The organism is Dysgonomonas sp. Marseille-P4677 (genome assembly GCF_016652235.1).
Taxonomy (GTDB): Bacteria; Bacteroidota; Bacteroidia; order Bacteroidales; family Dysgonomonadaceae; genus Dysgonomonas.
Genome location: NZ_JAEPKU010000059.1, coordinates 1 through 24,187, shown reverse-complemented (window position 1 = coordinate 24,187; position 24,187 = coordinate 1). Strand labels below are relative to the sequence as shown.

The following is a 24,187-nucleotide window of genomic DNA, read 5'->3' as shown; positions in this document are numbered from 1 at the left end:
CTTTGAGCTTTATAGATAATCTGACCGATAAATCCCTTATCGCTGACATCGGTTGCGGAACAGGCGGGCAGACAATGACACTTGTCAAGCATATTCAAGGGCAGATTACTGCTTTAGACTTGTTTCCCGACTTTATCAATATTCTTAATCATAATGCAGAACAATCTGACTTACAAGACAGGGTAAAAGGTATTGTAGGTTCAATGGATAACCTTCCTTTTCAGAATGAGGAATTAGACCTGATCTGGTCGGAAGGAGCTATTTATAATATTGGCTTTGAACGTGGTCTGAACGAGTGGCGTAAGTATTTGAAAACAGGAGGATATATTGCCGTTTCCGAAAGTTCGTGGTTTACAGACGAATGCCCTGCGGAGATCAATGATTTCTGGATGAATGCGTATCCCGAAATAGATACCATTCCCAATCAGGTAGCAAAGATTCACAAAGCGGGGTATTTACCCGTTGCAACTTTTATTCTACCTGAAAACTGTTGGACAGAGAATTACTTCGCTCCAAATATTGTAGCACAAAAAGTTTTTCTTGATAAATATGCAGGAGATATTACCGCCGAAGATTTTGTTGCAAGCGAAAAGTATGAAGCAGAATTATACTACAAGTATAAAGAATACTATGGCTATACATTTTTCATTGCAAAAAAGATAGGGCTATGATTAATTTAAATCTGTATGGTTGGAATGATAAGTTAAACCAACTGAAACGATTGTCAAATTATAAAGCTTTATCTCATGGACGAGTAGTCGTTGTAAACCGTACTTGTTATGAAGTTATTTCCGAAGACGGACTGTTTCAATGCGAACTGACAGGAAATATGATGTTCGGCAAATCGGACTTTGAGTTGCCATGCGTCGGCGATTGGATTATTTTTCAGTCATTCGATGAAAACAAGGGAATTATAGTTGATATGCTGCCCCGGCGACAGATATTGTATCGCAAGAAAAGCGGAACAGTTGCCGATAAACAAGCGATGGCTTCGTATGTCGATAAAGCATTTATCGTGCAAAGCCTTGATGATAACTTCAATATTCGCAGAGCTGAACGTTTTATGGTTCAGATATTGGAAGAAAATATCAAACCTGTATTGGTGCTCAATAAAGCAGATTTAGGTTTTGACAGGCAAAGAATAGCTGAAGTAATTAAACATATTGCTCATCAGATTCCGGTATTTTTTACAAGTATCCATCAGCCTCAGACGATAAACCAATTACGGGAATCCATATGCGAAGGAGAAACGGTTGTATTTGTCGGATCTTCAGGTGTCGGAAAAAGCTCTTTGGTGAATGCACTTTGCGAAAAATCAATATTGCTCACGTCTGACATAAGTCAATCGACAGGAAAAGGACGACACACTTCAACCCGTCGTGAAATGGTATTGATGAAAGATTCAGGCATTCTAATAGACACTCCGGGCGTTCGGGAATTCGGATTGGCTATCGACAGTCCTGATTCACTTACAGAAATGTTGAAAATCTCCGATTATACAGGATTGTGTCGGTTTGCGGATTGTACACATACGAATGAACCTGATTGTGCTGTTATTGAAGCGGTTCGGAATGAGATATTAGACCGTAAAGTTTACGAGAATTACCTGAAACTTCGGAGGGAAATGTGGCATTTCTCTACTTCGGAACACGAAAAACGGAAAAGGGATAAATCTTTTTCGAAATTAGTAGACGAAGTAAAGAAACGTAAAGCAAACTTCTAATTTCTATTTTTATTTAGGCAGTGTGGATACCTTGAACAGGAATATCTACACTGTTTTTTGATGAACAATGTTCATCCGTATATTTAGTGCATTCGCTCCTTCCTTTGTCGCGTTTGTCGACATTGATAATAATGAAGTAAATAACGGTAAATACTTTTGCTTCTAAATTAGTAAAATGAATTTTTATGAAAGCAAGAGTATTATTATTGTTAGTTGTATTTACATCACTTAACTGTTTTGCCCAGGAGAAAGAATCCCGGTTCGGATTTGAATTGGATGGAGGAGCATCACTCGCCCTTAAAAAGCTGGATGATGCCAAAATGAAAATCGGTTTAGGTTTCGAAGGTACGTTCCATTATCGTTTTTATAAGCATATGGGTGTGTACGCCGGATGGGGATGGAATAATTTTTCCTCAAAAAAATCATTTATTGGAAATAATTGTGATTTTGAAGAAACCGGATATGTTCTCGGACTGCAATTTAAACATCCCATAGGAAATTCTCCTGTTTCTTATTACGTAAGAGCGGGAGGTTTGTGGAACCACATTGAAATTGAGAATAATGACGGGGATATAATAAAAGATACCAAACACGGGTTGGGTTATCAACTGGCGGGAGGGGTCTATATACCTGTCGGTAGAAAATGGAGTATTAACACAGGAATTAAATTCAATTCTTTGAAAAGGGGCAATATTGAGTTCGCCGATCACAACAAGACATTGGATTTAAAGTACCTCTCATTACGTGTGGGCATTATGAAAATGTTCTGACCTGATAGCTGTTGTAAAAGAAAGGTTTATTCAACAATTGGATAAACCTTTCCTGCTATCTTTGCAAAATTGAATACGCAGATTTATGTTATTTCATTTGAAAAAGGAAAGATTGTTGCCAATAAAGAGCTTGCTACGGTTTTTATTGGGAGCATCGGCTATTATCCAATGTGTAATCTTGTCATATCGGCATTTGACGGGACTTTTTCCTATCGAAGATGCTGTGACATTTATTATATACACTCTATCACACCTAAATCACGTTTACCATTAGAACAAGTCGTCCAATCTATTTAAAAAAGATGAAAAAGTGTATTCTAGTTTTTAGTTTAACGGTACCTATATAAATATCATCTTATCTCTAAGTTGAAAGACTTGGGGATTGTTGTTCTTGCTGCAAAGTTACTCCGGCCTATAAAGAAACGATAATATCTAAATGTTACATTTGAATAGCCAAAGTTATGAATAAATCTACTGACATTATACGTTGCGAATGGGGCAAACTTGATCCATTGTATATCCAATATCATGCTGAGGAATGGGGAAAAGAAGTAACGGATGACCGTATTTTGTTCGAGTTCCTTTTGCTTGAAAGTGCACAGGCGGGTTTGAGCTGGGTTACTATTTTATAAAAACGAGAAAGTTACAGGAAAGCTTTTACCGATTTTGATCCTGAAAAAGTATCAAAGTTTACGGATCAAGATGTTGAACACCTGATGAAAAACAAGGGAATTATAAGAAACAGGAATAAAATCATATCAACAATTTCCAATGCCCAATTATTTCATGAAATAGAGAAAGAGTTCGGTAGTTTCCGCAATTATCTTAAAACTTTTTTGCCAGAAGGCAAGCCAATAGTTAATAACTGGAAAACTTCAGATGAAACTCCGGCATCCTTTCCTCTTTCTGATGCAATAAGTAAGGATATGAAAAAACGTGGATTTAAATTTTTCGGAACAATCATCTGTTATGCCTTTCTACAAGCTGTAGGTTATGTAAATGATCATATTGAAGATTGTATTTGCAGAAAATAGAAATGTATCATTAGAGAAGCTTCCGAAGATAGCAGAAAAAGGCACTTAGATATACTGACAAACTATCTGAGCGGAATTCGCTCTCGCTGTTTGCGAAGAATCTATTCTACTCTGTACCATCACGTTTAAATCTTTTCTTCAACTATTATGCATTATGATTAGCTGTCCTTAAGCTTTGTAAGATACAGGATTTCGGGGACATATATCAAAAAATGCGATATTCTAAATGCCGACAAAAAGGACCAAAGTCAAAATAACTCTCTGATGTTCAAAAGAAAAAAAACAGGAGCATATCTAGTTTACGCATTCTTGTTGAACGTACTATTGTGATGTCAAAAACGTCGTATTGTCAAAGAGCGTTTAAGTTTAAGATGCCGCAAGCTTGGCTTTGATGATTTAGTTATACTTCTTGCTTGCGGTCTACATAATTTTTGGAATATCAATATCGTATTGATAATTAATTATATATGAATTTGTTCAATATAATATCTAATGTATAAATGTATGGAAAATGTGTTTAATCTCAAAATCATATTTGTTATTGTATTATGGAAAGAACTATTCCAATTATTCGAGAATTATGATGGTTTGAGTCAATTATTTTACATAATCTAAGAGCCTGTTTAAATTTCATTGATTTGTTATAAAACAAATTGGGTATCAGTCATTTAAGTGGCTATTTATTCGTAACTTTAAGATTACCAACAGCTTAAGATTAATGAATAAAATATATCCGACCGATTTAACCAATACCCAATGGCAATATATTGTAAAAACTTTATTATTGAAAGAGCGTGAACGAAAACATGATTTAAAAGAGATTTTCAATGCTATCTTCTATCTGGTAAAAACAGGCTGCCAATGGCGTATGTTACCAAAGGAATATCCAAAATGGGAACTGGTGTATTACTATTTCCGTAAATGGTCGTTCTTCGAAGAGTTTGACTTATTGTTGAGTAAATTACGAGAGTCGGTAAGATTTAAGCGCAAGCAAAATCGTGAGCCTAGCTTAGGTATTCTGGATAGCCAAAGTGCCAAATGGGGCACTAATAAAGCACCCAACAATATTGATGGCAATAAAAAAGTAAAAGGGATTAAACGTCACGTTGTAGTCGATAAGAATGGATTTCTAATAGCTATCATGGTAACAGCAGCCAATATACATGATTCCAAAGCAGCCATGCTGTTGATGAAAGTACTGAAAGATTTATGCTCATCGGTAAAACAATTATTGCTGATGGAGGATACAGAGGTGATTTAGCCGAAAATATCAGAAATACTTTCGGTTATATACTCCAGGTTGTTATCAGTAACTACAAAAAGCAAGGCTTCAGGCCAATAAAACAACGATGGGTGATAGAACGGACATTTGCATGGTTCGATAACGACAGAAGGCTATGTAGAAACTATGAAACATCCTTTGATGCTGCCGAGCAAATGGTCAAAATATCCGCTATAAAATTATTGTTGAATAAAATTTAAACAGGCTCTAACTCTATCCATAATCTTTGTTATGGAAAGCTTCGCATAATAAGGATAGAAGATAATGTGTTAGTAAATGAGACAAAAGGAGTTTTAAGAACATCTAAGACAGAGAAAAAATCCGATTTAGTATCAGCCCATACCACGCGCCGTTCTTTTGCTACAAACGCATTTTTAGCCGGAGTACCGCCGATTCAGATAATGAAGATAACCGGGCATAAAACAGAAAAGGCCTTTATGACTTATATGAAAATTTCAGAGAGTGAGAACGCTAAGAAATTGCAGTTGCATCCATTCTTTAACCGAATGATTGTAAACAGTTACAGCTACTGATTCATATTAGTAATGATTTCCTCGCATAATTTCAGATACTTTGCAGTATGAGATTATACGAGGAAAAGAAACAATATTTTTGGCAGAAAATTATAAAATAAATATTCCTAATACTAGTCAGTAGGAGGATTAATACCATTTGTCTCTGCCTGATAAATAGCCCATGCCATTATGTTGCAGAACAAGATAGAGTTTTGGACACTAAACTTGGTGTTTCCACTACCATAATTTGGTTTTTCAATAGGATGCATTGTTGTTGTATTCCACCAGAAAGGTGCGCGCCAATCAGATGTTGACATAGCAGTATCATTTGGTTCATATCCTGTGGCTATAAAACCTCCATCCCCAAAAAACACAAGGTTCAAAGTTTTATGCCTGAATGCTGAAGTAAAATCTCCGGCATTGGAAGGGCTAGTAGTCCCAGACCAGTTTTTACCATTAGAATATTCTATAATTTCATCTTTTGGTAACCCAGCAATACCTTCAGTCCAAAACCAATCATCCCCCCAGTACTTACTTCTTACATCGCCAAATGGGCCGTTTAATATAGGATCGTCTAAATTAGATAAAGCATATACGCCTCCACTATGTCCTCCTGCTTCCGGATTAATCTTATGACTCACAATTGATGATCCTTGTGCACCGAACACTTTCTTCATAAATCTTTCTGAACCTTGTCTTCCTGTTGGATTAGCTTCCCAAAGAGCAACTACGACTCCTCCGGCTTTTAAATAATCGGTAATCAACTGAGCATCCTGAGTATATAATTCAGATAAATAAACGTCATGAGTGAGAACCAGGATATCCACTATTCGGTCCTCCAATAATGCTTTTTTTAGAACGGGATACTGTGCTGTTGTTATCTCGGCATCATATGTATTGTTTAGTCCCGCCTTACCGTTTAAGAAAGAGGTCATTTCGTAAGGGAAAACAGGATCTATATTATTCTCTCCTGTTCCGAAGTTACGTGGAGATGTAAATACCTTATTCGTGTTTGTCGTTGGCAGAGAAAAATTATAACCACGCAGATAACCGTTACCTAACACAAGTATATTTTTCTTAGGAATAACGACATATACTTTAGCATTACAAGTTGTTCCTGAAATATTATTTGCTGTGAGGGTAAAATATTTTATTTCACGATCTGTCGGGATACCTTTACCTTGCAACGTAATTGTTTGTCCTGTTGTAGTAAGGGCATCATAGGTTATTTCCCCCTGTCCGAAAAATTTTACTCCATCAACTTCTTCAGTCTGAATGTAATATGTTTTACCGATAGCTTTAGCATCATTCGCTATAATTTTCAGAGTAATTTTATTAGACGCATCCAGTACTCTTCCTTTCCAATAAACTCCATGTACCTGTACAGAATTACAACTCATTTCATAGCCGTATCTTGGATAGTACATACATTCCCATTTTTCCCCATCCCATACATTAATTCCTAGACAAAGATCTTTTTCGTAGTCTTCGTTCATATTATATACAACCAATCCAGTATGTATCTTATCTAGCTCATTTTTGTTAGAAGAATAGTTTTCATCAGGTCCGGATAACGGATTTCCCTTATCTTTAAGAAACATAGGGTATAACTCGTACTTATTTGTAAGATTTATCCGAGGTAATAATAGTCCCTTGTTAGCATTTGCATCTCCCCCAATTATATTTTCTATGTTTTTTAATTGTAAAAGAGATCCTTTCGCCGGTTCTTCAGTCGCTCCTATAGAAACTTGCGAGAATAAAGGAGAACTATGAAAAACAAACATAAATATCAACATCATTATGCTGATGTACTGTAATTTAAAAGTAAAGTTCATAGCTTTTTTTTATTTATAAAATGATTTTGCATTGCTGTGTTGAATGTAAAGATAAAAAAAAAAAACGACTATCGTATTTATCTGTATTTATTTAAAAATCTTTCTTGCAATCGGACTTTTAAATTTTGCACGATTATTACAATGATACATTATATATTGTAATAAGTATCTTTCTAATTTCTATCATTCTGCCAATGCCTCTAAAATCGACCAATAAAATACTTTATAAACAAACAGCTCAGAAAAAGAAACTTCATACATACGTTTATATTGAGGATATACAACGGCTTGAAATAATTAAAAATAGATGTGGATATAAAAGTATGTATCAACTTACAGAATACTATATATTGTCTATTGCGTGTTGCTGATCCTGAGAATGATCCAATAATTGAGCTTATCCCCGATGAGATTAGGGATATGTTCTCAGACTTTTCCGATGCTGAAAAACATATCTATCATAAAACAAAAGTCAATACTATATTTCCAGATGATTTAAAATGAGTAAAGATGCTAGATATAGGAAGCTGATTAACTCTAAAAGATGGAAGGTATTGAGGTTCAGAAAACTACAAGCTCAATCCCTTTACGAATGTTGCCACAAAAAACACATCATTACTTTAGCTACAGAAGTACATCACATTATACCCGTTGAATCAGTCAGTACAGAGAGAAATGATACTCTTAATGTTTGACTTTGACAACTTAATGAGCCTTTGCCATGAGTGTCATGCAGAAATACATAAAGAAATGTTCTCACAGACTAAAGAGAACGTAAAAGCCGCAAATAACAGGAGAACACAAAGATTTATAGATAAATGCCTATCCTAATATTAGGACGGGATAACAAGTTAAATATCAACGATATTTCAAGCAGAGACCTCTGATTGTTAAAATATTTATCATATTTATCAACAAACGTGAAGGGGTGCGGCTTTTTTTGAAGGCCCACTCTCCACCGGGAAACCCACTCGTCCCCCCTCTTTCTATAGCGAGAAAAAATACTTTGTATAATATAATTGAAAAGTTTATCACTAAGTGTCTCTGAAGATATTAGTTAAAGGTATTTATTCTTCATTAGATTGTAACTTTTTTTTCTAAGTACATGATAAAAAATCTTCGATTTTAATATTTTGTATTTTATTTGGGTTCAAAAGTATTGCCGCTATGTCTTCTAAACCATACTTAAACAGGGATTTAGATTGTTACTCAAAGCGAACTATCTAAACTAGAAAATGGGACAAGGCGGGTAGATTTTCTTCTATTAATAAAACTTGCAGAATTATATAATAGACCGATTAGTTTTTTTGTCCCTAAAAAATAAATACTTACATACTTGTTTACGTATGTACTTACGTACTTATCCACTTGTATTCCTATTTTATACTTACATATTCTCTTTGTTTTTAATTCTAAAGAAAGATAATGCAGAGTATAGCAGAGTAATTTCAACCTACTGATTGCTTGTGCTTTACCTATTTTTATTATTTTATTTGTAGTGCTAATTTTTAAACTATAGCACTATGAACAGTTTATTTAAAGAAATTTTTGAGCGTTTGGATAATATTGAAAAGGTGATTAATCCAATAGTTCATTCTGAGGTTCCATTAATATTAGAAAAACAAGGTAAACAATCGGATTTAGTCAAAATATCAGTTGCCAGTAGATTAATCGGATATTCCACGGAATATGTTTATCATCTTGTCAGAAAAAGAACCATCCCTTTTGTGAGGCAGGGGCGGCATTTACGTTTCGATGTAAATGAATTGGAACAATGGTTAGAGCAACAATACGTAAAAGGAATATCCGATGAAAAAGAAGAAAGATAAATCGGATAATATTGCGTGTAAACAATCCAAAAATGAACGCATTGAAGCCTTTCTAAGTGAAAGGTATGAATTTCGATTCAATGTAATCAAATCCAGGGTCGAGTCCAGATCAAGAGGGGATAATACTGTCTTTCATCCTATATCCAAATTTAACCTAAACTCGTTTAAGCGAGAGCTGGATACCATTGGTATCAGTACTTCTGCTGAAAATGTACGGACAATAGTGGAAAGTGATTTTTCGCCTAAAATACATCCCATTCGGGAGTATTTCAATCTGTTACCCCGTATTGACCCCAAGATAAATGATTATATCTTAAAGCTCACCAAAACTGTAACAGTATCCAATCCTGAAAAATGGGATGAGTATCTTACTAAATGGTTAATAGCTGTTGTTGCCAATGCAATGAAAGATATCGGTTGTCAGAATCATACCTGTCTGGTCTTGACCGGAGATCAGGGGAAGTTTAAGACTACATGGCTCGATCACCTTTGTCCAAAATCTTTACAATGCTACCTGTTTACAGGGAAAATTGATCCACAAAACAAAGATGTACAGACTTATATCGCCGAATATCTTTTCATCAATATTGACGACCAACTGAAAGCCTTAAATAAAAGGGATGAGAATGAGTTGAAAAATCTGATAACAACTCCCGCAGTCAAGTATCGCCGACCTTATGATGTGTATATCGAAGAGTATCCACATTTAGCTAGTTTTATGGCATCAGTCAATGGAAATGATTTTTTGACCGATCCGACAGGTAGCAGGAGATTTTTGCCCTTTGAAGTTATAAAGATTGATATTGAAGTGGCAAAGTCTATCAATATGGATGATGTGTTTTCGGAAGTTCTATGGCTTTATGAAAATGGTTGTCGGTATTGGTTTATAGATGAAGAGATTGATGAACTGCATCGAATCAGCCAAAGATTCCATGTGCAAACAGTAGAGTATGAAATGTTGATGCAGGGATTTAAAAAGCCTGAAGAAGCTGATAATTCCTTTATGACGACTGCACAAATTCTCAATTATTTAAGGATGTACAGCTCGCTATCACTTTCGGAGAAACGGATGGGAGAGGCTTTACGTAAAGCAGGTTTTCAACGCATACAGAAAAGGATCAATCATTCCCCTAATCCTGTATATGGTTACCGGATAAAGAAAATCAAGCCTAATCCATTTATTGACACAGTACTGTAATATTTAGCTTACTACCTTACTACATAGAGTATAATCCCTTGAAAGAAAAAAGATTATCCTGTAGTAAGAAGCTAAATGTCATCTTACTCTCTGCTTACTACTTTACTACATAAGCAGTTACTACATTTTTATTGGATACTACATAAACACGACTTGTAATCAGACCATTAATAAGGTTGTGTCATGTAGTAAGTAAAACACTAAAAACTTAGAATTATGCATAAACTAAATAAAATCAGCATCAAGAATTATTTAGCTCAAATGAATATTCACCCTGTTAAAGATAGGAGCTATTATGGCATGTATCACTCTCCATTCCGAGCAGACGCCAGTGCCAGTCTAAAAGTCGATTACGAGAAAAACCTTTGGTTTGATTTCGGGAGCAGCGAGGGAGGAACACTCATAGACCTAGTTATGAGAATTAACAATTGTACTGTGGGCGAAGCAGTAACCAAACTAGAAAGGCAATACGGCAGTATACAAGCCGATTCTTTTTCTTTTCATGGGGATGATAATTTCCGAAAAGAAGAACCTAGTATCTCTATTCTAAAGGTAATTCCTTTAAGCCATCCTTCACTATTGCATTATCTGACAGAACGATGTGTTAGTGTAGATATAGCCAAACAGCATTGTCTAGAAGTCCATTATTCCACAAATGGCAGAAACTACTTTGCCATTGGCTTTAAAAACGATAGCGACGGATGGATATTGCGAAGTGAATATTTCAAAGGATGTACTTCGATGAATGTAACGACTTATTCCAATAGAGAGACCGACAAAGATTGTTACTTAGTGTTCGAGGGCTTTATGGACTATCTTTCTTATCTTACCTTAAAAGGTTTTGATAAGCCAAAAACAAGTACTGTCATCTTGAATTCAACCTCCAATTTATCTAGAGTGATAGATTTTATTAAATCCCATTCTAAAGTTTATACCTACTTAGACAATGACGAAGGAGGAAGAAAAACAACTCAGATTATAAGACAAGCTTATCCTGCTGTGATCGACCAATCGGTAAAGTATGCAGATTATAAAGACCTGAATGAATATCTAATATCAACAAGACAAGCACAGAAAGAAATACAAATACGGAAACCTTCGAGAGGTTTCAGACGCTAAACTTTCGAGACTAACTAAAGGGCTTTTAAAAAAAGCCATAGCTTATTTGGGCTTTTTCTTAACGCATTCGTTTCACTACTGCTAAAAAGAGCCCTCTAAGCCAAAGGTTTTCCCCCTTTGGAATCTCCCGAAAGGACTCCAATAGAAGTCAGCTTCACAAATATTTTAATAACAATGATAATTTGATAATCATGAGTTTTGTAGTTTTTCATGTACAAAAAGGTGTTGGAGGAGATAGTAAAATGACTTCGCATATCGAGCGGGAAAGTCATCCTAACAATGCAGATGCAACACGGACACATCTCAATAAAGAATTGATAGAATTTCCCGAAGGAGTAACTAATCGGACAGAAGCGATACAGCATAGATTAAAGAATGCAGGTTTAAAGCGAAAAATTGGAAAGAATCAAGTACAGGCATTACGGATCATGTTATCTGCAAGTCCCGAAGCTATGAAAAAAATAAAAGAGTCGGGAAAATTGGATGAGTGGTGTAAGGATAGCATTGATTATCTGAAAGAAGAGTTTGGGGAAAAGAATGTTGTTTCTGTTGTATTGCATGACGATGAGCAAACACCGCATCTGCATGCCACTGTTGTACCCATTGTTGTTGGAGAGAGGAGAAAAGTTAAGGACAATCAATTACCCGGAGACTCCAATAAGAAGAAATACAAAAAGAAAGACCGCAGTGTTCCCCGCCTGTGTGCCGACGATGTGATTACAAAAACTAAACTGATCTATTATCAGGATTCATATGCAGGTAAGATGGCTAAATATGGATTGGTAAGAGGTGTCAGAGGATCGGAAGCAAGGCATATTGATACACAGCAATATTACAGGGATTTAGTTTTGAAGAACAAGGATTTGGAAGAAGACATAGAATCTAAAAATTACCGAATAGCAGATGCAGAAAACAAGGTTTATAATATCTACGAACATCGGGATAAAATTAAAGAAGAGTTTTTGGAACTAGATAAACAGGTAAAAGAAAAATCTCAAGAGCTATATATTACAGAAATCAAGCTACAACATGTACAAAAGAATTATGAGCCATACAAGGCACAGGAAGAACTGGATTTAATTCATACCCTTTTTCCGAAAGTTAAGGAATATATGAAGATTGCAGAACTGTGTAAACAGATTGGGTTGCGGTTTGAGAATATTAAATCTCTCTTTTCAGGGAAAGTTTTAACTGCCACATCTCTGAAACTTTATTCTCCTGAACATAAGCAGTACTTTGAGGCTAAAGATGTCAAGTTGAAGATTGAAAAAGAGGAGGATCAGCCAAATAAGTATAAACTAAGTTTGAATGGGGTGGATATTTTGGAGTGGTTAAGGGAGAGAACAAAGTTAGTAGTTGAAAAAATGAAAAAAAGAGAGATAGAGAGGTAGATTTACTTACTTATGCGCAGAGTCGGTAAGCGTATATTTTAAATTATGTTTTGTTGGTTAGATATAGTAGATATATTTTCTAAACTCTAGATTAAACTTCTTTTCTTCTGAATACAAATCTCTTATAAAAGAATAATTTAGCAAGGTTAGGGCTTATTATATACAAAAAATATTCAATACTCAGAAGAAGTATCCATTGATAAAACTTCACTTTTATTATTCTTTTCTTAGAGTGATGTTAATTAGCAGAATAATATTCAGATATCGCTATAAAGTAGAAATATATGACTATATTTACATACCGTACTGTACGGTATATAAATAATTCATTCATATGAAAAAAATAGAAAAAACAGATTGGTGTGAGGAGGGATTAAAAGTCTTGGCTAAAGAAGGTTTTCAGAGAATAACTATTGACAATCTTTGCTTTTTACTGAATAAAACCAAAGGCTCATTTTATCATCATTTCCAAAATATTGATGGATACATCGAAGCATTGATGAAATATTGGTCGCAAAAAAATACCGCAGACTTTATTAAAGCCACTGAAGCTGTAGCCAATATAGAAGAAAAGTACATAAAACTTAATGATCTTACGTCATTAGCTTCACACAAATCGGAGCAGGTAATTCGCGCATGGAGTTTCTCAAATAAATTAGTCAAGCAATATTTAGAACAGGTTGATGATTTTCGTACTGAATATCTTATTAAATTGAATGTACAATCAGGTATGAATGCACAAAAGGCGAAAGATTATGCTGTAATTGAATATGCTACATTGATAGGAATACAACAGTTGTGTCCAACTATTTCTAAAGAAGAATTTAAGCGTATGTATGGTGTATTTATTGACAAAGTAGCACCCCATAAATAGATAAGATTATGAACTATTGGTTTATTTCGGCAGGAGTGTTCCTGTTTATTTCTCTGCTTATACATATGATTGCAGGCGATAGAGAATACTGTTATCTGAATCTTCAAAAACAGAAAAATGGAGATGTGAAGATGTATGAATCTTGGTTGATGGGGCGTGGAACATTTCAAATGGTCAGTGTAGATCTGTTATTGACTTCTATTGCCATCTTTTTGATGGGAGTAAATGTGATACCCTACAATTATTATCTATCTCTTTTTATAGCTTTGCTTTATGTCGGATATCTTGTATTCTGGCTTTTGACTTTGTACGTATCAAAAGCAAAATCAATTAATTACCTCAAACAAGGGCAATGGCTATTATTTTTAATCGCCTTTTTTCTAATAATCATGGGTCTATGAAAGTGAAAAAAACTAAAATAGCTGAAAACGATTTGATTGCGGGTTATCTTCCTGCAAATTATGCAGATTCGTTTGAATGTGTGATTAACTCAGAAAAAGGAATTTCTGCAGATGATATAATGGTTGCTTTCTGGACAAAAAGCCCCAAGTGGGTAAACCAACTTTTCAAACTTCGTGACTGGGTTGTATCTCCCTTTGGAATTCAATCGGGAAATAATAGAAACTCAGACTTGTTTGAGGATGCTATTCGAAACAATGGCAGTTATAGATTTATTGAGACTGTAGCTAAATCAAATGATGAAACCGTCATTTGTGCAGATGACAAACATCTGAAAATGTATTTTTCTGTCAAAACGATAAAAACAAAGGAAAAGCAACAAAAACTTTCTGTATCTACAGTTGTGCATTTTCATAACTTTTTAGGGAAAGCCTATTTCTTTGTTATCTATCCATTCCATCACTTCATTGTTCCAAGTATGATAAGATATTCGATCAGAAAGTTAAAGAAAAGCCTATAATAATTTGATGACTAAAAGTTCGTTATTCAATAAGTTATGATAAGATGCCTTGTTTACTTTCAGAGACACCAGAGAAAGAGACAACGACTAACGAGATGAAAAACGCTTATGAGAATTTTGTAAAAGTAGTAAGTAGCTGTTCACATCAGATTCTTTATATATGCACCTAAATCTTCATCCTTACCTAGATTCAGTTTCATCTTTAAACGATATTTCGTTGTTCGTACAGTATTGGAACTCACATGAATGATATTGGCAATCTCTTTTGATGATAGATTCATAAATATATAAGTACAGTATTTTAAATCTAATACTGTTAGTTTCTGTTCTGCTTTTTCTTGCAATTTCGAATAAAAGTTTGGATGAATTTTTTCGAATAGATCATGAAAATCCTCAAAACTTTTATTTGCCATTTTATCAGACAGAAGTAGCTCTTTTATATCGTTGTTATCTGAAAGCTTGTTTTCATTAAATTTTTGTTTTATTATCTCAATAGTTTCATTTTTTTGCTCTAATTGAACAGATCCGACTATTATCTCCTTTTGCAACTGATTTATTTCCAAAGCTTGTCTTTCAGCCTTTTCTTTTTCCAGTTCCTTTTCCAGTTCTAGATTTCTTTTCTCAGTCTCAGTTTGCTTCAACTCTTTCTCTTTTAGTAAAGCCTGCAAGCAAATTTCCTCTTTTTCTTTTTTGAGGAGTAAGGCTTTTTGTTTAGCAGTTTCCAACCGCATCTGATAAAATATAAAAAGAAATATGATTAATAGTAAAGCTCCAATAATACTTCCTACCAGAATCTTTTTTTGTCTTAGAGCTTTGTCTTGCGACAATTGCAACTGCCTATGATTCTCTTTTAATTTATATTTAGCTTCAGTAATCTGTCCTTCCCGTATATACTTATTCTTAAAAAATTGCTCTTGAAATGTATATGCTTCCTCCATATAGTCCAAAGCTTTTTCGTACTTCTTATTGATTCTCAATTGATAGACCAGACTTAGACCAGTTAAATATCTCATCTGTGCATAATCGCTTTTATCCTGATCTTCTATGACTCCCAGTGCTTTGATTAGAATATTTTCTGCTTCTACAAAATTCTTTCGATTACTCTCATAACCACTTAAGAACCTATAAGCTCCTGCTACAAAATAAGGATTATTTATTGCTTGAGCTTTATCTAACATCATTTTTGAGTACTTATATATAGAATCAGGATGAATATAGAAAGTCGAATCATTTCGATTATAGGTCTGATAGGTATATGCTGATATCAAGTGCCCTAAAGTATTGAAATATTTATTAGATGAAATATAGTCTTCATGCATTTGACATAATTCGAGTCCTTTTTTCAAAAAAACGATTGATGTATCTATATACGCATTGGTAGATCTATCGCTAAGGTATTTCATTCGATATAATGTTCCTTTCGAAATAAGTGGAAGCACTTTTACATTAACATCCTTGACATCTACGGCCTCTTGCTCTGACAATTCGGAGTATTTGACCATATTATCAATATCTTTAAGAGGAAAATAGTAAGCGTTAGTAAGAAAATAATAGATTTTGACTTTGAGTTCTTTATTGTCTGTTTTCTTTGCTATATCCATAGCCTCGAATACCATAGGGAGAATATCTGTCTCGTCTTTGTATCTGTGTTTTATTGCTGCGATATTCATTAATGCCTCACCTGCGGCAGATGCATTTCCTAATTGTTTTGCAAAAAGAAGGCATGTATCCATCATATAGTAAGAAGCCTCTATACTATCTTGCTTTTCAAGAGTCAGGGCTTTATGCGTATAAGCTGTAAGTTTAGGCTCAGAAATAGGTTCTGTTCTAGCTAAGTTTAATGCATCATCAGCTAATTTGTAAGATTCTTCTTTATCTTCTTCTAAATAGTATTTTGTTAATAGATTCATTGCTTGTAATCTATCAAACTTTGTCAGTGTACTAGCTTTTAAAGTACTATCTAACGAATCAATTAATTTTTGCTGAGAATATATTTCTGCGAATGAGAATATAATTAGTATAAAAAGTAAGATGATTTGACGATTGACCATAGTTGTCTGTTGTATTATCAATCCTATACAAGAAGCTTAGAGCATAGAAAAGGGGGCAATTATTTAATTAAAAAAATTCTTTGAAAGGAAAAACTTGAAATTTCTTTCTCTTATGTCAAATATAATACTCTTACTTTGACTTTAGAGCAATCAATGTGAAGTTTTTCAAAAAAAACGAATGTTGGTTATACAAATTTCCGTTAATGGCAACTGATGCACGAAATAGATTAAGATCATCAATAATATAAAAGATAAAATAGCCCATAATATTTAACCTTCTTTTTCGAATAATGATTATGGACTATTTATTTTTTCCCTTGGAAGAAATCAGATGTTAATCTACTCCAACTCCGAATTGTTGTGATATTTCAGCTTTTTTGTCTGCAGTACCTATGCTTTCTAGCGTTTTGATTATTTTGCCGTCCCTATACACATTCACCGTAATTTTCAAATTACCTACCGGAACGCTAGTAAAGTGATCTGGCGAAGCTGTAACTAGAATATACAAATATGATATTTTTTTATTGAAAGAGAATCTGTTATTTTTAGAGAAACTATAATTGTTATCAGACAAACTGCTAGTTGTCAATTCTTCACCTGTAATATCATTAAACAGATTTGTTTCAAGGCTGTTCGGAGCTCCACCTCCCATTGATGCCTGTTTGAAATAATGTTCCATATCTCCATCATAGATAATCTCGACCTTATATTCATGCTCTTCCCATGTTGGTGTATCATCATCGCTACCACAAGCCGAAAACGAGATTAACACACAAAATGAAATCATTGCGAATAAATAATTATTAAATAACTGTTTCATAATTCTGTTGTTTTAATGTTTTAAAATTTGTGAATAAAATTTATCTGAGAGAGTTCATCTTTATAAAAGAAGAAGCCGTCCCAGCTTGTATAACTGTCTTATCACCTGCATCCAGACTGTTTGATTCTAAATCTATTTGTGCTAATTTTCTTATTTTGGATAGTAATTGTGAATAAGCATCATTATTTCCTTCATTCTTTTTTAGATATTTTTTAGCGTAGTTATCTGCTGATTTATTTTGATCTCTTGTATATGGAAGTAGTAGCAATTCATTAGAAATAGTTTTTATTTTGTCACCGGAAAAAGACAATATCTTGCCTAGTTGAGCCTCTGTCATTTCATCCAAATTATTACCGGAAACGACCTTTAACAAATTATTCCTGATATTTCCGGTTTTTATATGTCCAACCTGAAGTGCTATAAGGGCCTGAATTTCAAAATCAGTAAGTATATCCATCATGCCACTATAAATGCGGATACTACCATTGTTAAGCGTAATGATATTGGCTTCTGTAGTATTGTAAATTTTAATGTCTAAATTTTTGTTTTCTAACATTTTAAAGTTATCGCCTAAGACATCTTTTAACCTGAGTGTATATGCATCATTGCTTCCTGTTATTTTATTACTATTATCCAAGAACTTGATAAGTTGATCTGAAACTTTATTTACACTTAGCTCTAGAGCTGCGCCTGTTGCCATATCAGTTGCTTTTTTAGTCACTTTATTAACGGCTCCATCCACAGCCTTTTCTAACGCTTTTCCTAGATTCTTAAATTGAGCATTGGCAGGTACAGTGAATAATATTGCAAAAACAAAAAATAAAAAAAAAGTTTTTTTGATCATAGTCCGTAAAGATTAAGTTATTATACTCTATTATTTATTGTAAAATATGTCTCTTAGATAAATATTGAAGTAAAAATATAACATAATGCATAAAGACTTGGAAAAGCAGTGTATACAAATCGTATACACCATATATTGTAATCATCTGAATTATGGAAGACATGGTCTTTAGGTGATCAATTTGAGACTGGTAACGTTAGCAAATATTCTTGTGCAAATTTCACCGAATTGTATACATTTTGAATACACTCATGTGAAGTCTATGAGTAGGGTAAAGAGTATTTTTACATTATAATTTTTACTTTCCATATCCTTTATTAATATACTAAAACACATGTAAGGATTGTTGGTAGGGAGTAGCGAATTGATTAAAGAAAATAGTTATTTATTACAAATTTTAACAAACAAATTATGAGGAAAATTTTACTTATTTGTGTTTGCCTATTGGCAAATTTCACCTTGATCTCTGCTCAAAACACATTTACAAAAGGAGATAAAGTAGTCAATTTTGGAATTGGGTTCGGTAACACTTTACATACGGGGGGAGGTTATTCTACTAAAATACCACCTATTTCAGGTTCGTTTGAAGTATGTATTATTGAAGATTTATTTGATAGTAAAAGTTCGTTGGGTGTTGGTGGATATGCCGGTTATACTTCGTCTGAATACAAGTATAGCGTTGCCGGACTGTCAGATTTCAAATATAAATATTCAGACTTCGTCATTGGAGCAAGAGGGGCTCTTCATTATCAATTAGTTAATAAATTAGATACTTATGTAGGACTTGCTCTAGGTTACGATGTTGTGTCAGGTAGCGCAAGCGGCTCATACGAGGGCTATAGTGCTTCTGCTAGTGGCATATACTTTGGAGCATTTCTTGGAGCTAGATACTATTTTACAGATAAATTTGCAGCGATGACCGAGTTGGGTTATGACATAGCCGTGTTTAAAATCGGGGTTGCTTATAAATTCTAGAATCACATTATATAATTATTTACCTGATTACTGGCAAATAGATGCCATACAAACAAGGGAGGTAGAATATAAGAGTCCATTGATATATCACATATCAATGGACTCTTTACACAAAACATAACACAAACGACTTATATACACAATTAACCGAATGTAACATTGAAGTATATGACCTATGTTAATTCATATTTATTATGTTATGATTGACCGGAATAGCACAGTTCCCTACAATTATTTCTTTCTTTATAATTTTATCAGATAATGGAGAGCCGTCACTTCGATAGGGTGTTAGGGTGAAAGTATAGGCCCCAGCATTTTTATATATGTGACTTTGGACATATTCTTGTTTATTCATATCTGTTTCTATTATCTTAGGAGATCCATCCCCAAAGTCCCACTCTATTTTAGTTACGGAATTTATACCAGAACCTGTATTTATACGAATAGAGAAAGGTTTAGGTACATTTCTACATACACTAGGCGGATCCAGAATTAACTCTCCCGGTATAAAAAAAGACGTAACAAAAGGAGGCAATCCTAATTCCGGTAATGCATTAGTAGGAAAGAAATTCTTAATTTCTACCATTTGGCTTCCCCCTTCATCTGGATTAAGAATACACCATAAGGATGTGTTTCCGCTCTGAATTCCATAAATACGTCCTCCAGCTCCCAATTGAACATTAAAAGACTTCACATTCATTATGCTGGTATATGGAGCATTTAAATTATCTGTAGGTTTTATAAAAAGTCCTCTAAGCTCTGTTTCGGCTCCATTAGCGGTTGTTATATAAAGATATTTTCCATTAGGAGAAAATTCAACTCCATAAATATTACGTATACCAGTTTCATAATTCCTTATATTTCGAATTTCTCCTGTATCAGTGTTAAAGTCAGCATAAGTTAAATTTTTCACATTCGTTGCCCAATTGTAATGGTCTACATGAACCAACTTTGTTCCATCAGAAGATATCCGCAGAGTTCCTTGCCCTCTAATACTAGGACCTACTTCATATGTGCTGGGAGCAGAAAATCCATGCTGTGTTACATGCCAAACATAGAATTTAGTTGCAATCCGACTCGCTAACCAAAAATCAGAACCATTAGCATGCCCTACAACAGCTAGGTTTTCAGCTACTTTACTATCAGTCAAAGGAGCCAAAGATAATTTGACATTTTTCTGAATCACGGCACCTAGCCCCCCATTAAGGCTTAAATCTACGACAGAATAAGTCAACCCTGCAGCACTATTATTAAAAGCGGGAACAGCCAACAGATAGTATTTTCCGGGAGTATTCGGGATAGGTATTACTATTCCGGATTGGGTGGACGATAGATTTCCGTGTAATCCTGTCCCATTAGCCATTACGTCCATATTTTTGTTATAAACAGTCATCCCATCGGAGGCAAAAAGGAAGTTACCATCTTTATCTGAGATAGTGAAGCACCCTTCATAGGTATTAATCGGACCTCTAGCAAAACTAGGTATCCCTGATATGGCTCCATATTGAGTATTTACAGTTTGTGTATCTTTAAAATTGAGCCCTGCATTACGCCCAAAAAACCACCAATAAGTTTCTTTCTGAGCATAAACAGAGCAAGAAATTAACAAAAGGATAGATATCGTAAAAATTATTTTTCTCATAGTGCTCATTTTACAATAAAAACTACATTTACAAATGAATTGGGTGTTGTATCTAAACTTTTAATCTTGTAAGTCATTACACCATTTTCGTTAACACTCACTTCTTCAAGAATATTTTCATCATAATATGTTATAACATAATCAAGTTCACTGCGTTTATAAAGCTTTCCGTCTATTGGAGAAGGTATCGTTGTTATTTCAGGATTGCTGCTTACAAAGGTTGAGTTATTCTCTTCTGTGAATTGTCTGACATACTCATTATAAAGATCACAAGTAAGTATAGCTCCTATTGTAGTGAGAGTCATATTAAATGATGGAATAAAAAAATAACGAGAATCATCTTTCGTTTCATGCACCCATTTTTCACCATCCCATATATATATTCCCTGACGAAATTTTTTATTATAATCAGCTTCTTCTGGCGGACTTATGTATATATTATAAACCATCAATCCAGCATGTTTTTGTTTTATTTTGCTTGTATTTTCATTTTCCCAATCAGCATCATTTGTTGCTATAAAAGGTTCAAGTGTTGTTTTGTTCACAAGATACACACGAGGAAGTCCTAAGCCTCCTCTAGTAGAAGTAATATTACTCGCATCGGTAACAGAGATTGGATTAAGTGCTTCTTGGCTTTTTATTTCTAATAGAGCTGCACGTTCAGGTGTTACCCCTGATCCAACAGTTACTTGAGCCTTGGTAAAAGTTACAAATAACAAAAAACACGATGTAAGTAGTATTGTTTTCAATGTAGTCAATTTCATATTGCGTGTATTTTAAGTTTAGTGTTGATGTATATTTGGATTGACTGGTAACATACAACTTTTTACTTTTATAGTTGTCTGCCTATCCATTCCTTGCATAAGATTGTTAAATTGATCGTATGCCTTAATACTAACGGTGTATTCACCTTGTGTCTCATAAATATGATTAAAAGTTATGTTTCCGGGAGAGAAATCTTGTATCGTCAATTTTGAGTCGGGTTTATTATCTCCAAAATCGACAACAATAGATTTCATATCATTATACCCCTCCCCCTCAGATATCTGTAAATTGAATAGAGTACTTACTCTATTGCATGCAATAGATTCTGGAGGGGGAATAAGCTGGAATCTGAACCAAGGTGCGGCAAATGTGGGCAATCCTAAATTGACTATATTAGGACCTAATATTCCGTTTAATTTATAAATCTTAAACGGGTTGGTCTGTACTTCCTCGGGATTGGTTATAACCATCATGTTGTTTGTATTCATACATCCTGAATATATATAACCATCTGGTCCCATTACCAATGCCGTAAAATGATTAGCTTGATCGGTAGAAAGATCCCTTGGTACATCTATACTTCTAATAGGATATATGTCTTCGGGATTAGCAGCATTTAATAAATGAGGGAAATTATATACAAGAAGACTAGACCCACTAGGATATTGATGCACATTCGACAGATATAAATAATTTCCTGATTTAGAAAAAAGAGCCCCATACCCATATCCGTAAGCTAAGTTCTCTCTTCTGCTACGTTTCTTCACTGAAGTAAACTGTCCAGTTTGATTATCAAAGGTGCCAAATACAAAGAAATTTGGAATAAATAAATTCCAAGCAAAACAATTCCCTGCATTATTGAAAGTGATATAACCATTTGGATTCCCTGTATCTCCGGAAGTATTTATGCCGGGTACCACAGTAGCACTATGTCTGGATTGTTGTACTCCTGCACGAGTTACTTTCCAGACATTCAGATATGTTGTAGCTCCCCTACTTGGAGCAATAATCCAAAAGTCTTCTCTATTAGAGTGGCGAACAGCTGTTAGAGACTCACCTAGATATCCGCTATGTCCTGTCAATTGTATATTTTTCTGTCCTTCTACAACTCCTCCTAGACCATTATCTAGAGACATATCTACAACTGAATAACAAAGACTATTCTGATCGCTGTAGCCCAATGTTACAGCGATATATTTATGAGTTTGTCCAGGGTAAGGTATTACAATTCCTGATTGAGCTGATGAAGAATGCCCTGTCAAATTATCACCATTTTGCATAACAACATCATTCTTATTATATAATTTGATCCCATTCGAATAAAACATCGTATTACCTGACACGTCCGAAATAGAAAAGCAGCCTTCTGATGTACTTATTGCCGATGAGGAAATAGCCGTGGGAATACTGGCTAAGGTCGTTGACGGTGTACCGTGTAGGCCTTCAGCAGTGTAGGATTGTTGGGTTTTCCAAGTTAATCCGGCTTTATCTCCAAAGTACCAATTGTAATGTTCTTTCTGTGCAGATACTGTAATACTTAATAATACCAAGCTAATTATGAAAAATATTCGTTTCATTTGATTAGTTATTCTTTAATTACAAAAAAGAGATTAATAAAAGCATCTGAATCCGGAGCATGATTTAACACCCTATACCTCATAACTCCATTCGCATCAATGCCATTTATCGTTAATACCGATTGATCGTAATAGGTGATGACAAAATCGAGCTCACTCCTTTTGTAAAGTCTTTCTAAAGATTTTGGTATAATCATTTCTATAGTGTTATTGCTAGATATAAACTTCCCATTTTGCTGTTTTGTAAACTGTTTTTCGTATTCAGCATACACATCGAATGTTAGATCCTCTTCCGAGGATTCTGTAATATAGGGCAGAGGTAAATTGAATGGAGGACAAGCGAAGAACCTTCGTCCTAAAAATGTTTCTCTCCATTTTGATCCATCCCATGTATATGTTCCTTGTCTGAATATTTTATTTTTTCCTGTTTCTTGTTCGGGGGACTCATATATATTATATACTGTCAATCCTGCATGTTTTTCTTTTATTTTACTTACGGTAGCATTTATCCATTCAATATCATCAATAGCGATAAATGGTTCCAATGTAAATCTATTACTCAGGTGTACCCTCGGTAGGGATAATCCTCCCTTCATTGAAGTCACATTGGTCTGATCGGCAGTAGAAATTGGAGTGGTAACATCTTCTGTCTTTAAGTCTAATAAAGATGCCCGTTCTGGCTCTGCTTTTGCGCCAATTGTTACCTGACTATAGATCAATGTATAACAGCATAAGAATATTAAGAGAATCAATAGATGCTTCATAAGTATTATATAGTTTCATGATGTGTTAAAGAAATGTATGAGTTATTCGGTAAGCAAATGTAGCTGGGATTTAATTTAATAAATATATTTCACCGTATACAATCTGTATACATTAATTGATTTATTTATCCATAAATGAAGCGAATCTGTAGTTGACGCCATTCGCTGATTTGTTAAGTTAAAAATTTGATTATTAATTAAATAATCATGTTGAATCCTTGATCAATCTTCTAAAGATTATTAATTTAAGAGAATAATAC

Annotated in this window: 24 protein-coding genes and 1 pseudogene; 17 read left to right on the top strand and 8 right to left on the bottom strand. The window is 34.3% G+C overall.

Going from position 1 to position 24,187, the window contains the following annotated elements; all coding sequences use genetic code 11:
• The 7 genes and pseudogenes from JGH11_RS11360 to JGH11_RS20220 all read left to right on the top strand — a co-directional run.
• Positions 1-671: class I SAM-dependent methyltransferase (locus tag JGH11_RS11360; RefSeq protein ID WP_201111778.1), on the top strand; the 671-nt coding region annotated here is incomplete at its 5' end.
• Positions 668-1,723, top strand: a complete 1,056-nt coding sequence (gene rsgA, locus JGH11_RS11355; protein ID WP_201111776.1) for a ribosome small subunit-dependent GTPase A — start codon at positions 668-670, stop codon at positions 1,721-1,723. The genes JGH11_RS11360 and rsgA, both read left to right, overlap by 4 nt.
• Before the next feature lie 185 nt (positions 1,724-1,908).
• Positions 1,909-2,493 carry a porin family protein gene (locus tag JGH11_RS11350; RefSeq protein WP_201111774.1) on the top strand — a complete coding sequence of 195 codons (585 nt, stop codon included), beginning with the start codon at positions 1,909-1,911 and terminating at the stop codon, positions 2,491-2,493.
• A gap of 461 nt (positions 2,494-2,954) precedes the next feature.
• Positions 2,955-3,527: pseudogene (locus tag JGH11_RS11345) on the top strand (DNA-3-methyladenine glycosylase I).
• Positions 3,528-4,245: 718 nt separating this feature from the next.
• Positions 4,246-4,788, top strand: coding sequence for an IS5 family transposase (locus tag JGH11_RS11340; protein ID WP_236263965.1), 543 nt, complete (start codon positions 4,246-4,248; stop codon positions 4,786-4,788).
• Entirely contained in the window at positions 4,737-5,009 is a 273-nt protein-coding gene (locus JGH11_RS20225) for a transposase (protein ID WP_236263964.1), read from the top strand. The genes JGH11_RS11340 and JGH11_RS20225 overlap by 52 nt, the downstream gene beginning before the upstream one ends.
• A 66-nt stretch (positions 5,010-5,075) precedes the next feature.
• On the top strand, positions 5,076-5,342 hold the full coding sequence (locus JGH11_RS20220) for a hypothetical protein (protein WP_370567592.1): 267 nt from the start codon (positions 5,076-5,078) through the stop codon (positions 5,340-5,342).
• 113 nt (positions 5,343-5,455) lie between these two features.
• Here JGH11_RS20220 and JGH11_RS11330 read toward each other — a convergent pair whose 3' ends face one another.
• Entirely contained in the window at positions 5,456-7,159 is a 1,704-nt protein-coding gene (locus JGH11_RS11330; protein ID WP_201111772.1) for a hypothetical protein, read from the bottom strand.
• A gap of 309 nt (positions 7,160-7,468) precedes the next feature.
• Between JGH11_RS11330 and JGH11_RS11325 the strand changes: the two genes are divergently transcribed.
• The 9 genes from JGH11_RS11325 to JGH11_RS11285 all read left to right on the top strand — a co-directional run bounded on the left by JGH11_RS11325 (position 7,469) and on the right by JGH11_RS11285 (position 14,489).
• Positions 7,469-7,663: a hypothetical protein gene (locus JGH11_RS11325; RefSeq protein ID WP_201111770.1), complete on the top strand. Its 195-nt coding sequence runs from the start codon at positions 7,469-7,471 to the stop codon at positions 7,661-7,663.
• Between the two features lie 697 nt (positions 7,664-8,360).
• Entirely contained in the window at positions 8,361-8,483 is a 123-nt protein-coding gene (locus JGH11_RS20555; protein ID WP_201111780.1) for a helix-turn-helix transcriptional regulator, read from the top strand.
• Positions 8,484-8,682: 199 nt separating this feature from the next.
• The gene (locus tag JGH11_RS11315) at positions 8,683-8,988 is read left to right on the top strand and encodes a helix-turn-helix domain-containing protein (protein WP_201111768.1); all 306 of its coding nucleotides are present in this window, start codon (positions 8,683-8,685) and stop codon (positions 8,986-8,988) included.
• Complete coding sequence (locus JGH11_RS11310; RefSeq protein WP_201111766.1) at positions 8,969-10,186, top strand: VapE domain-containing protein; 1,218 nt, start codon at positions 8,969-8,971, stop codon at positions 10,184-10,186. The genes JGH11_RS11315 and JGH11_RS11310 overlap by 20 nt, the downstream gene beginning before the upstream one ends.
• Before the next feature lie 216 nt (positions 10,187-10,402).
• Positions 10,403-11,305, top strand: coding sequence for a toprim domain-containing protein (locus JGH11_RS11305; RefSeq protein WP_201111764.1), 903 nt, complete (start codon positions 10,403-10,405; stop codon positions 11,303-11,305).
• 191 nt (positions 11,306-11,496) lie between these two features.
• The gene (mobV, locus tag JGH11_RS11300) at positions 11,497-12,696 is read left to right on the top strand and encodes a MobV family relaxase (RefSeq protein WP_201111762.1); all 1,200 of its coding nucleotides are present in this window, start codon (positions 11,497-11,499) and stop codon (positions 12,694-12,696) included.
• Positions 12,697-13,030: 334 nt separating this feature from the next.
• On the top strand, positions 13,031-13,570 hold the full coding sequence (locus JGH11_RS11295) for a TetR/AcrR family transcriptional regulator (protein WP_201111760.1): 540 nt from the start codon (positions 13,031-13,033) through the stop codon (positions 13,568-13,570).
• Positions 13,571-13,578: 8 nt separating this feature from the next.
• Positions 13,579-13,971 carry a hypothetical protein gene (locus tag JGH11_RS11290; protein ID WP_201111758.1) on the top strand — a complete coding sequence of 131 codons (393 nt, stop codon included), beginning with the start codon at positions 13,579-13,581 and terminating at the stop codon, positions 13,969-13,971.
• On the top strand, positions 13,968-14,489 hold the full coding sequence (locus tag JGH11_RS11285; protein WP_201111756.1) for a DUF2867 domain-containing protein: 522 nt from the start codon (positions 13,968-13,970) through the stop codon (positions 14,487-14,489). The genes JGH11_RS11290 and JGH11_RS11285 overlap by 4 nt, the downstream gene beginning before the upstream one ends.
• A 140-nt stretch (positions 14,490-14,629) precedes the next feature.
• Here JGH11_RS11285 and JGH11_RS11280 read toward each other — a convergent pair whose 3' ends face one another.
• From JGH11_RS11280 to JGH11_RS11270, 3 genes are all read right to left on the bottom strand, one after another.
• Complete coding sequence (locus JGH11_RS11280; RefSeq protein ID WP_201111754.1) at positions 14,630-16,399, bottom strand: hypothetical protein; 1,770 nt, start codon at positions 16,397-16,399, stop codon at positions 14,630-14,632.
• Positions 16,400-16,874: 475 nt separating this feature from the next.
• Positions 16,875-17,360, bottom strand: a complete 486-nt coding sequence (locus JGH11_RS11275) for a beta-barrel fold lipoprotein (RefSeq protein WP_201111752.1) — start codon at positions 17,358-17,360, stop codon at positions 16,875-16,877.
• A 40-nt stretch (positions 17,361-17,400) separates the two neighbouring features.
• Positions 17,401-18,204, bottom strand: a complete 804-nt coding sequence (locus JGH11_RS11270; RefSeq protein WP_201111750.1) for a M48 family metalloprotease — start codon at positions 18,202-18,204, stop codon at positions 17,401-17,403.
• A 411-nt stretch (positions 18,205-18,615) separates the two neighbouring features.
• On the opposite strand from JGH11_RS11270, the gene JGH11_RS11265 reads away from it, so the two are divergent.
• Positions 18,616-19,179: a hypothetical protein gene (locus JGH11_RS11265; protein WP_201111748.1), complete on the top strand. Its 564-nt coding sequence runs from the start codon at positions 18,616-18,618 to the stop codon at positions 19,177-19,179.
• 178 nt (positions 19,180-19,357) lie between these two features.
• Here JGH11_RS11265 and JGH11_RS11260 read toward each other — a convergent pair whose 3' ends face one another.
• Genes JGH11_RS11260 through JGH11_RS11245 form a run of 4 tightly spaced genes read right to left on the bottom strand, consistent with a single transcriptional unit; the run spans position 19,358 to position 23,927 of the window.
• Positions 19,358-20,821 carry a PKD domain-containing protein gene (locus JGH11_RS11260; protein WP_201111746.1) on the bottom strand — a complete coding sequence of 488 codons (1,464 nt, stop codon included), beginning with the start codon at positions 20,819-20,821 and terminating at the stop codon, positions 19,358-19,360.
• A gap of 5 nt (positions 20,822-20,826) precedes the next feature.
• A complete protein-coding gene (locus JGH11_RS11255) occupies positions 20,827-21,585 on the bottom strand; it encodes a hypothetical protein (protein ID WP_201111744.1) in 759 nt (252 codons plus the stop codon).
• Between the two features lie 18 nt (positions 21,586-21,603).
• Entirely contained in the window at positions 21,604-23,163 is a 1,560-nt protein-coding gene (locus JGH11_RS11250) for a hypothetical protein (RefSeq protein ID WP_201111742.1), read from the bottom strand.
• An 8-nt stretch (positions 23,164-23,171) separates the two neighbouring features.
• Complete coding sequence (locus JGH11_RS11245) at positions 23,172-23,927, bottom strand: hypothetical protein (protein ID WP_201111740.1); 756 nt, start codon at positions 23,925-23,927, stop codon at positions 23,172-23,174.
• Between the last annotated feature and the right edge of the window lie 260 nt (positions 23,928-24,187).